Here is a 16,846-nt window from a genome sequence, read left to right as displayed (position 1 = left end):
TAAGTGTCTTTTTTTGTTTATATATTTGTCTGATTTAATTATACAATTCAGGTAATAAAAAGGCACAGAGATAAAGTTTTACTCTATGCCTTTTTTAAATTATAATAAGTTATATACTTATTATAATATTAAAAGTTATATGGTTTTAATATTACTATATATTGGATAAAATTAAAGTATTACTTAACCTTAAAATTTGAAGAAAAATATTATTTAGATTAAAATAGACATATATCATTATTAGGAGGACGAAGATGAATTTAGATACGTTAAATCCTGCCCAAAGAGAAGCTGTAGAAAAAACAGAGGGGCCTGTACTTATATTAGCGGGAGCAGGTTCTGGTAAAACAAGAGTGTTAACAACAAGAATAGGGCATCTTATAGAAGATAAAGGTGTACAACCTGCAAATATATTAGCTATAACATTTACTAATAAAGCAGCAAATGAAATGAGAGAAAGAGTTGAAGAAACATTAGAGTCAGATGCAAGCGATATGTGGATAAGTACATTCCACTCTTGTTGTGTACGTATACTTAGAAAAGATATAAATAGAATCGGATATAATAGAAGTTTTGTTATATATGATAGTGCAGATCAGGTTACATTAGTAAAAGACTGTTTAAAAGAATTAAATTTAAATGATAAAGTATTTGAACCAAAGATGATTATAAGTACTATATCAGGTGCTAAGGATAAGTTATATGATCCTAAACAGTTTAAGGCAATGCACATGAATGATAATAGAATGAGTAAGATAGCAGATGTATATGCACTATATCAAGATCGTTTAAAAAGAAATAGTGCATTAGATTTTGATGATTTAATATTTAAAACAGTTGAACTTTTAAAGAGTGATAAAGAAGTTCTAGATTATTATAGAAATAGATTCAAGTATATAATGGTAGATGAGTATCAAGACACAAGTAAAGCACAATATGAGTTAATTAAAATATTAGCAAAAGAGCATCAAAATATATGTGTCGTTGGAGATGACGATCAAAGTATATATGGTTGGAGAGGTGCTGATATAAGAAATATACTTGAATTCGAAAAGGATTATGATGATGTTCATGTAGTTAAGCTTGAACAAAACTATAGATCGACTCAAATTATATTAGATGCAGCAAATACAGTTATATCTAATAACATAGAAAGAAAAAGAAAAAGACTTTGGAGTGAGAAAAAAGACGGAGAGCTTATAAAGATACAAGTAGCTCAAGATGAAATAGAAGAGTCAGATTTTGTTGCGGATATGATAGCTAAAATATCAAGAGAACAAAATAGATCATACAAAGATTTTGCAGTACTTTATAGAGCTAATGCACAATCTCGTTCTGTAGAAGATGCATTAAATAGAAGCCAAATACCATATAATATATATGGTGGTACAAAGTTCTATGAAAGAAAAGAAATAAAAGATTTAATTGCATATTTAAGAGTTATACAAAACCCACAGGATGATATATCTATAAAAAGGATAATAAATGTTCCTAGAAGAGGTATAGGCCTTAGAACTATAGAAAAAATAGAAGATAGAGCTAGTTTGAAACAAGAAAGTATATATTCTGTACTTATAGACATAGAAACAAATTCAGAAATCTCAACAAAAGCAAGAAATAGCATAAGTGAATTTGTAGATAATGTTATAGGAACATTAAGAACAATGAGAGAAGTATATCCTGTTAGTAAGTTAATAGAAAAGGTAATAGAATCTATCGACTATTACGGATATATAGATGAATTATATAAAGGCGATAAAGAAGAAGCCGAAGAAAGAAAAGATAACGTAAAAGAATTTATATCAGTAGCTATGGAATTTGAACAAAATAGTGAAGAAAAAGACTTAGAAACATTCTTAACAGGTGTTGCATTAACATCTGAATCAAGCGAAGAAGAGGAAATAGATAAAGTTTCACTTATGACAATTCATACATCAAAGGGACTAGAATTCCCAGTCGTGTTTATAGTTGGTATGGAAGATGGATTATTCCCAATAGCAAGAGCTGTAAGGTCTATGAGTGATTCGGAAATAGAAGAAGAGAGAAGACTATGCTATGTTGGTATAACAAGAGCTAAGGAGATTTTATATCTTACATTAACTCAAAAAAGAACATTATATGGAAAAACAAATCCATCGATTGCATCTAGATTTATGGAAGAGTTGCCTAAAGAATGTATAGAAAGATTAAACTCTGCAGAAAAAGAATTATCATATTCAAAAGCAAATTATAATGTATTAGATAAATATAAACAAAAATATATGAATACTATAAATAAAACTGCAGTTGCAAAACAAGTTAATGCAACTATTAAGAGTAATGAAAAAGAAACTAATATAGACGACATAAAACCAGGTGCAAGAGTACATCACCCTAAATTTGGAGTAGGAACAGTAGTTGGAATGATGGGTACAGATGTTACTATAGCATTTGAACAACAGGGGATAAAAAAGATAAACAAAGAATATACAACTTTAGATGTATTATAAAATATAAAAGTTTATTTTTTAGTAATGAAATATTATTAATAATATAAGCATTTATAAAAAAATAACTTATGATAAAAATATTTAGATAATTTTGTAAAAATAATTGCCTTAATTTTATATGTATAAATTAAGGCAATTATAATTATATAATTTAAAAAATTTTATATAAAATTTTATAAATAAGGAGTAGAGGTATGAATAGCAAAAAATTTGCAAAAAACTTAATAGATTTTATTTATAATAGTCCAACTGCATTTCATGCAGTTTCTACATCAAAGGAGTTATTAGATGCAAATGGATTTATTGAATTAGATTCATGTAAAATGTGGGATGTAAAAGTAGGTGGAAAGTATTATATAACTAAAAATTCATCGGCGATAGTAGCATTTACAGTAAACTCAGACAATATAGAAAAAGAAGGCTTTAGAATAATAGGTTCTCATTCGGATTCACCATCGTTTAGAATAAAGCCAAATGCAGAAATAGAATCTGAAAAAGCTTACTTAAAGTTAAATACAGAATGTTATGGAGGTCCAATATTAAGTACATGGTTAGATAGACCTCTAGGAATAGCTGGTAGAGTAATTATAAGAACAGATAATATCTTAAAGCCTAAAGAAGTAATAGTAAATCTAGATAAGCCAATCTGTATAATACCTAATTTAGCAGTACATATGAATAGAAATGTAAATGAAGGATATGCTTTTAATAAACAAAAAGATATGCTTCCTTTAGTAGGATTATTAAATGAATCTCTAGAGAAAGATAACTACCTTATAAAGGAATTAGAAAATAGACTAGGTGTAGATAAAGAGGACATAGTAGATTTTGATTTATTTTTATATGAGTTTGAAAAAGGATGCTTAATTGGTGCGAACGAAGAATTTATATCAAGTGGAAGACTTGATAATTTAGCTATGGCTCATGCAAGCTTAAATGCGCTAATAAATGCAAATAGTAACAAAGGAATAAATATAGTAGCTGTATTTGACAATGAGGAAGTTGGAAGCTCTACAAAGCAAGGTGCAGACTCAAATATGTTATTAAATATACTAGAAAGAATTTGTATATCACTAGGAAAAACTAGAGAAGAATTTTTTACATCTATGTATTCATCATTTATGATATCTTCTGATTTAGCACATGCAGTTCATCCAAATATTCCTGAAAAACATGACCCAACAAATAGACCTGTAATGGGTAAAGGTCCTGTTATAAAAATAAATGCAAATCAAGCGTATACTAGTGATGCATATTCTATATCTATATATAAATCTATCTGCAAAGAAAGTGGTGTTAAATATCAAGAATTTGTTAATAGATCAGATGAAAGAGGAGGAAGTACTCTAGGTCCGATATCATCTACTCATATAGACATACCATCAGTTGATGTAGGAACACCTATACTTGCAATGCATTCTATAAGAGAATTAGGATCTGTGGACGATCACTATAGTATATATAAAACATTTCATAAATTTTATGAGATATAATTAAGGAGGAATGAGATTTGAATATAGGATTATGTCTTTGTGGTGGTGGAGCCAAAGGAGCTTATCAAGCAGGGGTTATAAAGGCTTTATATGATAGAGGTATAAATAAATTTAATGCTATATCAGGAACTTCGATAGGTGCAGTAAATGGATATTTTATATTCACAAATAATGTTGAAAAGTTAGAAGAAATGTGGACAGATATTGATGCTCATATTGAACATTCTATAAAAATCGTGGATAACACTGTGGATAATTCGTCTATAATCGAAGTTTTATCTAATATTGATTATAAAAGTACAGAAAATCCTGACTTTTATGTAAACTATATAAATATAGAAAACAAATTACCAAAAGAGAAAATAGTAAATATATCAGAATTAAATAAAGAAGAAGGTTTAAAAAGTATAAAATATAGTTCATTGCTTCCATTTAATCCACAAGGGACAATGGGACTACATAATCAATTTATGAAGGATTTAAGTGAAGGTTTATATAATGGATACAATCTTGATGGAGGATTAGTTAATAATACTTTATTAAATCCACTATTAAACAAAAACTTAGATAAAATTATAGTTATATCAATGAAACATGATTATACATTACCAGATGAAATTAAAAATATTTGCAATGAAGATAATATAATAATTGTTAGACCTAAAACTGTATTTTATAAAAATGATACCTTAAGATTTGAAAAAGAATTTTGTAAACAAATATACTATGAAGGATATGAGATAGGTAAAAATCTGAACATTTCTATGTAAATAGAATTGTATTAAAAACATTGAATAAACTTTTAAATGTTAGTATAATATAAAAGTTCCTTAAACTTAGAAAAAATATATGGAGTTGATATAAATTATGGCAACTAAGAGAATAGCAGTTTTAGGTGGACCAAGATGTGGTAAAACTACATTAATTCAGCATTTATATGTCGAAATGAAAATAGCTGGATTAAATGCTGGTTATGCTCTAGAGTATTCAACTGAATACTTAAAAGATAAAGGTATGATAGAATCTATATCTGAACAATATGGAATCTACTTAGGTCAAAAGAAATTAGAAGATGAGTTATCAGTATTTGATTATGCTCTTACTGATTATGCAACATTTGTACCTTACATATATGGAAGATTTATGTTAGGTAACAAAGAAAGAACAAAAAAGGAAATACAAATATTAAAAGATTTATACTGTCTAGCTATAGAAGATATACAAGACTATGATATGATAGTTTATGTGCCTAGAGAATTTGGATATATACAAGATGGAGTTAGATGGCAAGATGAAGATATAGCACTTCAAATAGATGATGCTATATTAAGTTTCCTAAAGGCAGAAAATGTTAACTATGTAGAAGTAAAAGGATCAACAAAGGAAAGAGCTAAACAAATACTAGACTTATTAAATGTTGATTATCAAGAAACTATACAATTAAATGACGATGAAAAATAAGCTACTATTAATTTAGTAGCTTTTTTACGTTTAAGGATATTATAATACTTTAAAAAATGTGGATAACTTCTGAATGTAAGTAATATGAATAAATTGTTTTTGAGCGTAAAAAAGATTTTGAGCAACGGACGAAGTCGTTGGCGACATGAGCGAAGCGAATTTTTTATGTATAAGTAAATTATAGTATGAAAAGTTTTGTGGATAATTTATGAATATAAGTAATATAAATAACTTTATAAACGTAAAAAATGATGTTTTTTACAAATAGGTTTATCATTGGAGAAATTAGATAAGTAAATTTTTATATTTATAATTTACTTGCTTTATGGATAAATTATAAATGATATTATTATTGATATTAAGTATTTTATGATAGAAATATAAGGCTGAAATTTTATGTAAAAATTATTAAAATATGGTATATAATATATAAGTACATATTAAAACTAAAGGCAAATGAAAGGAAGATAGAAATATGGAAAATAAAAATCCTATAGTAACTATAGAAATGGAAAATGGAAAGAAGATAGTAGCAGAGTTATATCCACATATAGCTCCTAATACTGTTAAAAACTTTGTAACATTAGTAAATCAAGGATTTTACAATGGAGTTGGATTCCACAGAGTAATAGAAGGATTTATGATACAAGGTGGATGTCCTAATGGAAATGGAATGGGTGGACCTGGATACTCTATAAAAGGTGAATTCAGAGGGAATGGATTTACTAACAACTTAAAGCATGAAGCTGGAGTATTATCTATGGCTAGAACTATGGCTCCTAACTCAGCAGGTTCTCAATTCTTTATAATGCACAAAAACTCTCCACATTTAGATGGTCAATATGCTGCATTTGGTAGAGTAATAGAGGGAATGGATGTAGTTAATGAAATAGCTACAACTGCTACTGATAGAGCAGATAAACCTAAAACTCCACAAGTTATGAAAAATGTAACTGTTGAGACTTTTGGTAAGGATTATTCAGATGTAGAAAAAATGTAATTTATTTCCGTAATATTACATTAAATAAACTATTTACAATCTAATTACTTTGTTTTAAAATAATATAGATAAATCCTAAAAAACATTTATAGTAAAAAAACCAGTTAATATTTTAAACCTAAAAATTTAACCTACACTAATAATTTGGTTAAGAGATTAAATGAAGATTATACAAAAAAAAGGAAGGTAATTACCTTCCTTTTTTACTATATATTTTTAATTGCTGTAGTTAAGTTTGGAACTAATTGTTTCTTTCTAGAAACAACACCTTCTGCAAATACACCTTGAGATGCATCTACACTAAATGCTTCAGCTATTATTTTATCTTCAGCTTTGTATATTAAATAAGAACCTTCTTTTATTATGTCAGTTATTGCAAGTACTAACATATCATAATCAGTTGAGTTTATATGTGATAAGAACTCATCTTTTTTAGCAAATATAGAATCTATATCTAAAGTGAATACTTGTCCTATACCAACTCTTTTTCCGCTCATATCAAACTCTTTAAAGTCCATATTAACTATTTCTTCAATACTATATTCATCTAAAGATGTACCAGCTTTGAACATTTCCATAGCATAGCTTTCCATGTCAACATTAGCTATTTTACTTAACTCTTCACAAGCTAACTTGTCCATTTCAGTAGTAGTAGGTGATTTGAATAATAATGTATCTGATAATATAGCAGATAATAATAAACCAGCTATTTCGTAAGGAACTTCAACATTATTTTCTTTATACATTTGATATACTATAGTACAAGTACATCCAACAGGCATAACTCTTATAGATATAGGTACTTCAGTACTTATTTCAACTTTATGGTGGTCTACAATTTCAACTATATTAGCTTCTTCTATACCATCAGCAGTTTGAGCAAGTTCGTTATGGTCAACTAATATAACATCTTTACCTTTTACATCTGTTAATAATTCAGGTGCACTAACTTTAAAGTAATCTAGTGCGAATTGAGCTTCTTTTCTAACCTCTCCTAAAGCGTAAGGCTTAGCTTCAAAACCTAATTGATTTTTTAAATACGATAAAGCGATTGAAGAACATATAGAATCTGTATCTGGATTCTTATGTCCGAAAACTAATAAACTCATTTTATATCTCCTTTCAAAATATAATTAAAATAGTATTATAAATATTTAATAGCAAATTTAATTATCATATTTTAGTTTATACCATAAGTATATTTATTAATAACAAAAACATTATACCAAAAGGAGGAATTTATGTGTTACAAAAACGAAAAAAAATTAATAACGCACTTATAACATTGATGTTTTTAGCGTTATTAATAATTGGAACATATTTTATATCTAATAGATACAAAAAAGAAAGTATATATAAAGATAATATAAAAGTAATAAATACTTTAACTCAAGTGCTAGATATAAGTACTGTAAAATATAATTACAGCAATATCGTAGAAATAAAAAAGGATAAAAGTATTAGTAATATAAAAATACCTTTTACAGAAAAATCATTTATTGTAAAGTATAACGGAGTAATAAATGGAGGTGTAAAACCAGAAGATATAGAGATAGTAAGCAATACTGGAGATGAGATAATAATAGAAATTAAAACATGTCAAATTTTAGACCATTACATAGATGATGAAAACATATATGTTTATGATGTAAAAAACTCAATATTTAATAAGTTAGATATACAAGAGATATTAGAGGATATAAGTAATTGTAAAAAAGAATATGAAGAAAAAATTATAAGTGAAGGATTTATGGAAGAGATACAGAAAAATACAATTGTCAGTATACAAAATATATTAAAGGGGATTGGATATAAGACAGTAGTTATAAATTTTAAATAAAATTAACTTATTGTTTTATATAATAGGCTTATTATGTATTATAACTTTATAAAAAGATTTAAAACTATGAGAATACATATATTAGTGTAAAAAATATAAAAAAGGGATGGTTGTTTAAAATTTAACTATGCCTTTTTTAGTGTTAAAACATACTATAAATATAATTAAAATATATAAAAATAAAATAGAAACGGTTTCTTTTATTTTGAAAAAGAAAAAATGTTGACAGATTTAAGCGGATAGGATATTATCTAAGTATATCAAGTTTGTTAATTAACTAACATAGTTTTTTATAAAAAATTACTTCAAGGGGGAAAATATCGATGAGTAAGAATGTAAAGACAGAATTTAGTGTAGATAATATGATTAATGATTTAGTTACAAAAGCTAACAAAGCAAAAGATGAAATGTTAAAGTTAGACCAAGAAGCAGTTGATAAAATAGTTGCTGCAATGGCTAAAGCAGGTCTAGAAAAGCATATAGAGTTAGCTAAGATGGCAGTAGAAGAAACAAATAGAGGGGTATTTGAAGATAAGGTTACAAAAAATATATTCGCAACAGAATACATATACAATAGTATAAAGTACACAAAAACAGTTGGTGTAATTGAAGAAAACGATGAAGAAGGATATATGATGGTTGCAGAGCCAATAGGAGTTGTAGCAGGTGTTACTCCAGTAACTAATCCAACTTCAACTACTATGTTTAAAGCATTAATATCAATAAAAGGAAGAAATCCAATAATATTTAGTTTCCATCCATCAGCTCAAAAATGTTCAGCAGAAGCTGCAAGAATATTAAGAGATGCAGCTATAGAAGCTGGAGCACCAGAAAATTGTATCCAATGGATAGAAACACCATCTTTAGAAGCATCAAGCGCACTTATGAAACATAATGGAGTAGCTTTAATATTAGCAACAGGTGGACCAGGAATGGTTAAATCAGCTTATTCTTCAGGAAAACCAGCTTTAGGGGTTGGAGCAGGTAACGTACCATGCTTTATAGAAAAATCAGCAGATATAAAGCAAGCAGTAAACGATTTAATATTATCTAAAACTTTCGATAATGGAATGATATGTGCATCAGAGCAAGCTGTTATAGTAGAAGAATGCATATATGATGAAGTAGTAGGATTAATGAAGGCTTACAATTGCTACTTTGTTGATGGAAAAGAAAAAGAATTATTAGAAAAAACAGTAATAAATCCAGAAACAAAATCTTTAAATCCTAATATAGTTGGACAAACACCATATAAAATAGCTCAAATGGCAGGTTTTGAGGTTCCTAAAGATGCTAAAATGTTAGTAGCTGAAATAGGTGGAGTAGGAATGGATTATCCATTATCTAAAGAAAAATTAAGTCCAGTACTTGCATGTATAAAAGTAAAAGATGCTAAAGAAGGAATACAAAGATGTGTAGATATGACTGAGTTCGGGGGATTAGGACATTCAGCTGTTATACATTCAAACAACGATGATATAATATTAGAATTTAGTAAAAAAGTAAGAACGGGAAGATTATTAGTAAATGCACCTTCTACTCATGGTGCTATAGGAGATATATATAACGTAAATACGCCATCATTAACTTTAGGATGTGGATCTATGGGTAATAACTCTACTACAGACAATGTATCAGCAGTTAATTTAATAAATGTTAAAAAGGTTACTAAGAGGAGAGTAAATATGCAATGGTTTAAAGTACCTGAAAGAATATATCATGAAGTTGGTTCAGTACAATACTTAGAAAAATTACCTAATGTTGAAAGAGTAATGATAGTTACTGATAGAATGATGGTTCAATTAGGATACGTTGAAAAATTAGAGTACCACTTAAGAAAAAGAAGAAATCCAGTTATGATAGAAATATTTGCTGACGTAGAACCAGATCCATCTGTAGATACAGTATTAAATGGTGCTGAAGCAATGAGAAAATTCAAACCAGATACTATAATAGCTTTAGGTGGAGGATCTGCAATGGATGCTGCTAAAGGTATGTGGTTATTCTATGAAAATAAAGATGCAGATTTCGATGATTTAAGACTTAAGTTTATGGATATAAGAAAGAGAATATATAAATTCCCTAAATTAGGAAGACAAGCTAAGATGGTAGCTATACCAACTACTTCAGGTACAGGATCAGAGGTTACATCTTTCGCAGTTATAACTGATAAGGTAAATAACATAAAATATCCTTTAGCTGATTATGAATTAACTCCAGATGTAGCTATAATAGACCCTACATTTGTAATGTCTGTACCAGCAGCTGTTACTGCAGATACAGGACTAGATGTATTAACTCATGCTATAGAAGCTTATGTTTCTATAATGGCAACTGATTATACAGATGCTTTAGCTATGAAGGCTATACAAATGGTATTTGAATATTTACCAAAATCATATAAAGGAGCTAATACAGCTGAAGGAAAAGAAGCAAGAGAAAAAATGCATAATGCTTCTTGTATAGCAGGTATGGCATTTGCAAATGCATTCTTAGGTGTTAACCACTCATTAGCTCATAAATTAGGATCAGAATTCCATATACCACATGGTAGAGCTAATGCAATATTATTACCTCATGTAATAGAATATAATGCTACTATGCCAAGTAAGTTTGCTGCATTCCCTAAATATAAGTCATTCGTAGCAGATAAGAAATATGCTGAAATAGCAAAGGCTTTAGGATTAAAGGCTAATACTACAGAAGAAGGTGTTAAGAGCTTAGTTGAAGCTGTAAGAAACTTAATGAAAGAATTAAATATGCCAATGACTATACAAGCATGCGGTATAGAAGAAGAAACTTATTTTGCAGCTATAGAGAGATTAGCTTTAGATGCATTTGATGACCAATGTACTCCAGCTAACCCAAGATTACCATTAGTAAGTGAATTAGTTCAAATATATAAAGATATATATAAAGCTAAGTCTCCAATAAAGAAAGAGGAAAAAAAAATAGCTAAACAAAATGCATAAAATTCTGAAAATTATACTAGATTAATAGATAAAATTTAATATAATTAAATTATAAATAACATAGTTAATAAAGGGGCCTATTAAGGCCCCCTTATTTTTTAGTTAGACTTTAATTAAGATTTAAAGATTTTAACTTTTTCAAAGTCATTTTTTATATTTATTATACAGTTATCATAATTAACTTCAAAGTTAGCAAAAGCAGAAAATAAATCTATATCCCTCATTAAATGAACAGTCATTATATTACTTTCTTTATTTATTCTAAGTATTAATGATCTAACATAAGGAAATTGTATTCTAGAATTAAAAAAACTATCTCCATTAGTATCGATATCTAGACTACGATAGTTTATATCTATGAATAAATCTATGTCATTATCTTCTTCTCTTATAACTCTAAAATTAAAGTCAGTATCTAAGCATAACTTTCCTATATTTAGCATGTAATCACCTCTTTTAAGTACATTATAAGACAGTATTATACATTATATTTTTTAAAATTAATATAAAAAGAGCCTCTGTTGGGGGAAACAGAGACTCAAAATTGGGGGAGATTGAGTTAAATATTTAATTTTACATTAATATTATTAACTCAGAATCTAAATTTATACATTAATTACATAAAAATATTATCTTTTTTTATTTATAAATTTAGGCCCAAGATACTTTCTTATATCTTCATCAGAAGAAAAATCATCTATAAGTATTTCTCTTCCTGTTTCTTCGAATACAACTAAAACTTCGCAATCTCCTTGTAAGAAGAATTTCCTAACTGTTTCTTCTCTAACTTCTCTAACTTTAGTTATGTTCTTTTTAGTTTTTTCATAATCCTTAGTATAATAACTATCCATCATATTTATTATTTTTGTATATCTATTCATAAAATACCTCCTATAAATATTCTAAAAATATATGTTATAATAATTGTTTGTATTAACCTAATAATTATAACAAGGAGTAATAATAATGACTAGTATAAAAAAGAATCATGTAGTAAATTGTATAAATTATGCAAATGAAAATAGACTATTTGATAAATTAAATAATATTTATAAAAGTTTACCAAGTGGAGATTGTAGTGGATGTGGAAATTGTTGTATGGAATCTGTTGGTACAAATTTAATTGAATTTATAAATATATATAATTATTTAGAGAATAAGCCAGAACTAAAAAAGATGTGTTTAGATAAAATTATAGATTATTATTTCTTAGAATATATAGATAAAAAACCATGCCCATTTAAAGATAAAGATAATAGGTGTATGATATATGAAGTAAGACCATTAAACTGTAGGTTGTTTGGTCATTGGAAAAAAGAAGATTATAATAAAAATTTAAGTAATATTACTCAAAGAAATAGAGAGTATAGGGATTTAATAAAATCAAAATATGGGTTTGATATTAGTGACAAAGTGGTAAATTATAAAATTGAGTATTGCGAAACCTTTATACCACAAGAAAGATATTTAGAAAAAAGTGAAAGATTAGAGTTTGCAGATAACTTAATGATATTAGATTCGAATATATACTCTAAAGGAATCATAGATATAGATTTTAAAGATAGAGGAATAGTTGAGTACTTTATAGAAAGCTTATTAAAAGAAGATACTGCGTACAATATAAAAGTAAGGGTATCTAAAGATAAGAATGTTAGAAATCGTGCGATTAATAGATTAAAAAAAATACTATTATAAAAAGGTGATTTAATGAACTTAATAAATATATCGGGTAATACTTTTTATATAAGAGGAGGAACTAATACAGGATTATATTTATTTGATGATAATTCAGCATTGATTATTGATCCTGGATTAAGTGGAGCAAGACCAAATAAAATAATAAAAATATTAAATGAAAGAAATATAGAGTTAAAATATATAATAAATACTCATGAGCATAATGATCATTTCGGGGCTTGTAGTCAATTTAAAGAGTATTATAAGGATGTAGAGATATTATCATCAGAAGAGGCAAAATTATATATAGAAAAACTAGAATTATTTTCGAAATATATAATGGGTGGAAAAAGTAATATATTCATGGATGAGAAACTTAAGAATAGATCGCCAAAAGATATATCTATAGATACGGTTATAACTGAAGGAATATTAAGTATAAATAATAAAAAGTTTGAAGTTTTTAATTTTAAGGGTCATACTCCAGGAAGCATAGGTGTTTTAACGGATGATAAAGTATTATTTGTAGGAGACTTATTAGTAGGCGAAGAGATGCTTTCGAAATATGATTTTTTATTTTTATTTGATATTGAAGAACAAATAAAATCATTAGAGCGAATAAAAAATATAGACTTTGAATATATGGTAATAGCTCATAGTAAAAAGTTTATATCAAAAGATGAAAGTTATAAGATAATAGATAAACATAAAATAGCTATAGATAAGTATATAAATCAGATTAGGATATATTTAAATAATCCAATTACTATAGAAAATATATTAAAGCACATTATAGTAAATAACAACTTAAGTCATTCTTATAAAGAATATCATTTCTTTAAATCATCTTTAATTTCTTTAATAAGTTACCTAATAGATTTAGGTGAAGTTGATTATATATTAAAGGATGGAGAGTTGCTTTATTATACCAAAAATAAATAACTTATGTTAAAATAGATATGTATGGAAAAATGAGATAAAGGGTGGATGATATGGAATACGAAAAATGGGATGAAGTATTAGCGCCTTATAATAATGCGGTTGAAGAATTAAAAGTAAAGTTTAAAAATATAAGAAAAGAATTTTTAACAAAAGGAGAATATTCTCCAATAGAATTTGTAACAGGAAGAACTAAAAAAATAGCCTCTATTGTATCAAAAGCTAAGCGACTAAATATACAAGATATTGAAGCTGAAATGGAAGATATAGCTGGTATAAGAATAATGTGTCAGTTTGTGGAAGATATATATAATATTGTTAATTTAATTAAGTTGAGAAGTGATATGACTATAGTTTATGAAAAAGACTATATTAAAAACTTTAAAGACAGTGGATATAGAAGCTATCATGTAATAATAAAATACCCTATAAATTCAATAGCAGGATCTAAGGAAATTTTATGTGAGATACAGATAAGAACACTTGCTATGAACTTTTGGGCAACAATAGAACATTCTTTGAAATACAAGTATGAACATTATATACCGGAAACACTTGCGGTTAGATTAAGAAGAGCAGCAGATGCGGCATTTTTATTAGATCAAGAAATGAGTGAAATTAGAGAAGATATAATGAAAGCTCAAGTTATGTACCAAGTAAAGTCTGTTACATTAAGAGATGTTTTAGATAAAATTCAAGAATTATATAATGTAGGTGAAACGCATAAGGCCATAAAATATCAAAGAAGATTAGATAAAATAGACAATGAAAGAGATATAACTGAAATATTGCAATTAAAAAAGGAAATAGATTCCTTATTACAAGAATATAAAAATAAAGTTGATGATTAGGCAGTTATCCAATGTAGGATAACTGTCTTTTTTGGAAATATTAAAATATATAGTTACATAATTTGAAACGTAGTACTAGAAAGGACAGATTAGATGAGTTTATATGCAATAGGTGATTTACATTTTTCAACATTAGTAGAAAAGCCAATGAATATATTTGGAGATAAATGGGACAAACATGAAGAGAAAATAATTAGTAGCTGGAAAGATAATGTTAAAGACGAAGATGTAGTTTTAGTTTTAGGAGATACTTCATGGGGGATTAATCTAACTGAAGCTAAACCAGATTTAGATATTATAAGTAATCTTTGTGGAAATAAAATTTTTATAAAAGGAAATCATGATTATTGGTGGACAACAGTAACTAATTTAAATAAATTATATGATAATATGAAATTTTTACAAACAAATTTCTATGAGTACGGAGAGTATGCTATATGTGGTGGTAGAGGATGGATTTGTCCTAATGATTTTAAATTTGATGACAATGATGAGAAAATATATAAGAGAGAAGAAAATAGAATTAGGCTATCACTTCAAGCTGCAAAGAAAAAGGGATATTCTAAATTTATAGTTATAACCCATTATCCACCTACAAATGATAAATTAGAAGAATCTTTATTTACTAATTTGTACGAAGAATATGGTGTAGAAAAAGTAATATATGGTCATTTACATGGTAAAGAATCATTTAAAATGGGTCTAAAAGGGGTTAGAAATGGAGTGGAGTATATCTTAGCTTCTTGTGATTATACAGATTTTAATTTAATAAAAATAATGGATTAATAAACCAATAATTTGTAAATACTATCAAATAAAATATTAAAATACAAAAATTAGGAAGATTGTCCTAATTGAAGAAGGAGACTTAAATGTATGAGATGGATAGTAGTATTCTTATTTTTATATTTTATACCTTTGATAGTATTATTTAAAAATTATAATAATATAAAGAGATCATTTATATACGCAAGTATGTATATTACATTAGTTACTACAATAGTAATAACTAATATATACATTAGTGGATTAAATAAAATAAAAGAAGCAATGTATTATCAAAACTATTCTTTTGGAAAAGAATATACAGAAGAAAAAATTATAAATGAAAATAAGCCTGTACAAGATACTTCTGAGATAGCAAAACTAGAAGAAATTAAAGTGAATGCTAAAAATGATAGCAATAATATAGTGTCAGAAAATAAGGAACATGATAATAAAGAAGTAGTAAATTTTGATTCTAAAAAAAGCGATAAAGAGCTTATATATGAATTTAAGAAGGAAATTTATGAAATAGAGCTTAAAGCACTTATTCCTATGAGAGAGTGTATACCTTATACTAAAAATATAGTTGAAAACATAAAAAAATTAGATAAAGTTAAACAAGACTTAGAATATGCATCAGATATGTGTACAGAAGTTATATCGATATACACAACTATGGATATACCACAATTATCAAATGATGAATATACTAAAATGTTAATTGATGCCAGAAATGATGTAAAAACAGCATATGAATTAAGAGAGAAAGCGATGGAGTCTGCAATTACTCTTATAAATACTAAAAATCCTAAATATATAGGTAAAATAACAGAGTATCTTAATTTATCAGATAACTATATAGCTAATTTTAAAGATAGATTGACAGATTTAAATCAAATTATAGACGAACAATAATATATATGTATACTTGGTATTATATTCCTATACTAAGTATACATTTTTTAAGTATAAGAAAAGTATTATATAAATAGTATATAAATTGATCTTAATCAATGTGTATGCTGTTTAATATATAATAAAAGTAAATTTTTGATTTATAATTTAACATATGATATAATGTGTTAAATCAACATGATGATGGGTATTAGGGAGGACAAATATGATTAAATTAAATATATGCATAGACATAGATGGAACTATAACTAGTCCATATCATTTTATTCCATATTTAAATGAATTATATAATAAAAATATAACAGAAGAAGAATGTAATACTCATAATTGGGAAGTTTTATATGGTGTAGATATGAATACTATGATAAGTGCATTTCATGAAAAATACATGCATTCATATGGAGAAGCAAAGGTAGTTGATAATGCTAAAAATATTATAGATGA

At 26.7% G+C, this 16,846-nt stretch carries 15 protein-coding genes and 1 pseudogene; 13 read left to right on the top strand and 3 right to left on the bottom strand.

The window, feature by feature from the left end:
- The first annotated feature begins 254 nt into the window (after positions 1–254).
- From Q5F54_RS03765 to Q5F54_RS03745, 5 genes are all read left to right on the top strand, one after another.
- On the top strand, positions 255–2,489 hold the full coding sequence (locus Q5F54_RS03765; protein WP_071119352.1) for a DUF3553 domain-containing protein: 2,235 nt from the start codon (positions 255–257) through the stop codon (positions 2,487–2,489).
- Positions 2,490–2,683: 194 nt separating this feature from the next.
- Positions 2,684–3,982: a M18 family aminopeptidase gene (locus tag Q5F54_RS03760; RefSeq protein ID WP_281539135.1), complete on the top strand. Its 1,299-nt coding sequence runs from the start codon at positions 2,684–2,686 to the stop codon at positions 3,980–3,982.
- A gap of 17 nt (positions 3,983–3,999) precedes the next feature.
- The gene (locus tag Q5F54_RS03755; RefSeq protein ID WP_281539134.1) at positions 4,000–4,752 is read left to right on the top strand and encodes a patatin-like phospholipase family protein; all 753 of its coding nucleotides are present in this window, start codon (positions 4,000–4,002) and stop codon (positions 4,750–4,752) included.
- A gap of 97 nt (positions 4,753–4,849) precedes the next feature.
- Positions 4,850–5,443 (top strand): ATP-binding protein, encoded by a 594-nt coding sequence (locus Q5F54_RS03750; protein WP_277230151.1) that lies wholly within the window; start codon positions 4,850–4,852, stop codon positions 5,441–5,443.
- A 475-nt stretch (positions 5,444–5,918) separates the two neighbouring features.
- On the top strand, positions 5,919–6,443 hold the full coding sequence (locus tag Q5F54_RS03745; RefSeq protein ID WP_071119356.1) for a peptidylprolyl isomerase: 525 nt from the start codon (positions 5,919–5,921) through the stop codon (positions 6,441–6,443).
- A gap of 206 nt (positions 6,444–6,649) precedes the next feature.
- Here Q5F54_RS03745 and Q5F54_RS03740 read toward each other — a convergent pair whose 3' ends face one another.
- Entirely contained in the window at positions 6,650–7,552 is a 903-nt protein-coding gene (locus Q5F54_RS03740) for a manganese-dependent inorganic pyrophosphatase (RefSeq protein ID WP_277230148.1), read from the bottom strand.
- Between the two features lie 134 nt (positions 7,553–7,686).
- On the opposite strand from Q5F54_RS03740, the gene Q5F54_RS03735 reads away from it, so the two are divergent.
- A complete protein-coding gene (locus Q5F54_RS03735) occupies positions 7,687–8,283 on the top strand; it encodes a DUF4230 domain-containing protein (protein WP_281539133.1) in 597 nt (198 codons plus the stop codon).
- 323 nt (positions 8,284–8,606) lie between these two features.
- Positions 8,607–11,255, top strand: a complete 2,649-nt coding sequence (adhE, locus tag Q5F54_RS03730) for a bifunctional acetaldehyde-CoA/alcohol dehydrogenase (RefSeq protein WP_281539132.1) — start codon at positions 8,607–8,609, stop codon at positions 11,253–11,255.
- 113 nt (positions 11,256–11,368) lie between these two features.
- Here the strand turns inward: adhE and Q5F54_RS03725 are convergent, their stop codons facing one another.
- Together Q5F54_RS03725 and Q5F54_RS03720 are read right to left on the bottom strand one after the other, a co-directional pair.
- Entirely contained in the window at positions 11,369–11,698 is a 330-nt protein-coding gene (locus tag Q5F54_RS03725; RefSeq protein ID WP_071119360.1) for a hypothetical protein, read from the bottom strand.
- A gap of 186 nt (positions 11,699–11,884) precedes the next feature.
- Positions 11,885–12,136, bottom strand: coding sequence for a hypothetical protein (locus Q5F54_RS03720; RefSeq protein WP_071119361.1), 252 nt, complete (start codon positions 12,134–12,136; stop codon positions 11,885–11,887).
- An 85-nt stretch (positions 12,137–12,221) separates the two neighbouring features.
- On the opposite strand from Q5F54_RS03720, the gene Q5F54_RS03715 reads away from it, so the two are divergent.
- From Q5F54_RS03715 to Q5F54_RS03690, 6 genes and pseudogenes are all read left to right on the top strand, one after another.
- Complete coding sequence (locus Q5F54_RS03715) at positions 12,222–12,950, top strand: YkgJ family cysteine cluster protein (protein WP_281538001.1); 729 nt, start codon at positions 12,222–12,224, stop codon at positions 12,948–12,950.
- 12 nt (positions 12,951–12,962) lie between these two features.
- The gene (locus Q5F54_RS03710) at positions 12,963–13,874 is read left to right on the top strand and encodes an MBL fold metallo-hydrolase (RefSeq protein WP_281538002.1); all 912 of its coding nucleotides are present in this window, start codon (positions 12,963–12,965) and stop codon (positions 13,872–13,874) included.
- 50 nt (positions 13,875–13,924) lie between these two features.
- Positions 13,925–14,722, top strand: a complete 798-nt coding sequence (locus tag Q5F54_RS03705) for a GTP pyrophosphokinase family protein (protein WP_277230133.1) — start codon at positions 13,925–13,927, stop codon at positions 14,720–14,722.
- A 93-nt stretch (positions 14,723–14,815) separates the two neighbouring features.
- The gene (locus Q5F54_RS03700; RefSeq protein ID WP_281538003.1) at positions 14,816–15,508 is read left to right on the top strand and encodes a metallophosphoesterase; all 693 of its coding nucleotides are present in this window, start codon (positions 14,816–14,818) and stop codon (positions 15,506–15,508) included.
- A 90-nt stretch (positions 15,509–15,598) separates the two neighbouring features.
- Entirely contained in the window at positions 15,599–16,402 is an 804-nt protein-coding gene (locus Q5F54_RS03695) for a hypothetical protein (protein ID WP_277230126.1), read from the top strand.
- A 205-nt stretch (positions 16,403–16,607) separates the two neighbouring features.
- Positions 16,608–16,846, top strand: a pseudogene (locus Q5F54_RS03690) (hydrolase); the annotation flags it as partial.

Source organism: uncultured Romboutsia sp. (assembly GCF_958366745.1).
Lineage (GTDB): Bacteria > Bacillota > Clostridia > Peptostreptococcales > Peptostreptococcaceae > Romboutsia > Romboutsia timonensis.
The sequence above is the reverse complement of the archived record's forward strand: the minus strand, read 5'-3'. Positions and strand labels throughout refer to the sequence as shown.

Coding starts and splice junctions, on each gene's coding strand:
- Q5F54_RS03720 (WP_071119361.1), bottom strand. CDS start 12,136: ATGAATAGATATACAAAAATAATAAATATGATGGATAGTTATTATACT.
- Q5F54_RS03740 (WP_277230148.1), bottom strand. CDS start 7,552: ATGAGTTTATTAGTTTTCGGACATAAGAATCCAGATACAGATTCTATA.
- Q5F54_RS03710 (WP_281538002.1), top strand. CDS start 12,963: ATGAACTTAATAAATATATCGGGTAATACTTTTTATATAAGAGGAGGA.
- Q5F54_RS03765 (WP_071119352.1), top strand. CDS start 255: ATGAATTTAGATACGTTAAATCCTGCCCAAAGAGAAGCTGTAGAAAAA.
- Q5F54_RS03745 (WP_071119356.1), top strand. CDS start 5,919: ATGGAAAATAAAAATCCTATAGTAACTATAGAAATGGAAAATGGAAAG.
- Q5F54_RS03695 (WP_277230126.1), top strand. CDS start 15,599: ATGAGATGGATAGTAGTATTCTTATTTTTATATTTTATACCTTTGATA.
- adhE (WP_281539132.1), top strand. CDS start 8,607: ATGAGTAAGAATGTAAAGACAGAATTTAGTGTAGATAATATGATTAAT.
- Q5F54_RS03715 (WP_281538001.1), top strand. CDS start 12,222: ATGACTAGTATAAAAAAGAATCATGTAGTAAATTGTATAAATTATGCA.
- Q5F54_RS03705 (WP_277230133.1), top strand. CDS start 13,925: ATGGAATACGAAAAATGGGATGAAGTATTAGCGCCTTATAATAATGCG.
- Q5F54_RS03750 (WP_277230151.1), top strand. CDS start 4,850: ATGGCAACTAAGAGAATAGCAGTTTTAGGTGGACCAAGATGTGGTAAA.
- Q5F54_RS03700 (WP_281538003.1), top strand. CDS start 14,816: ATGAGTTTATATGCAATAGGTGATTTACATTTTTCAACATTAGTAGAA.
- Q5F54_RS03760 (WP_281539135.1), top strand. CDS start 2,684: ATGAATAGCAAAAAATTTGCAAAAAACTTAATAGATTTTATTTATAAT.
- Q5F54_RS03725 (WP_071119360.1), bottom strand. CDS start 11,698: ATGCTAAATATAGGAAAGTTATGCTTAGATACTGACTTTAATTTTAGA.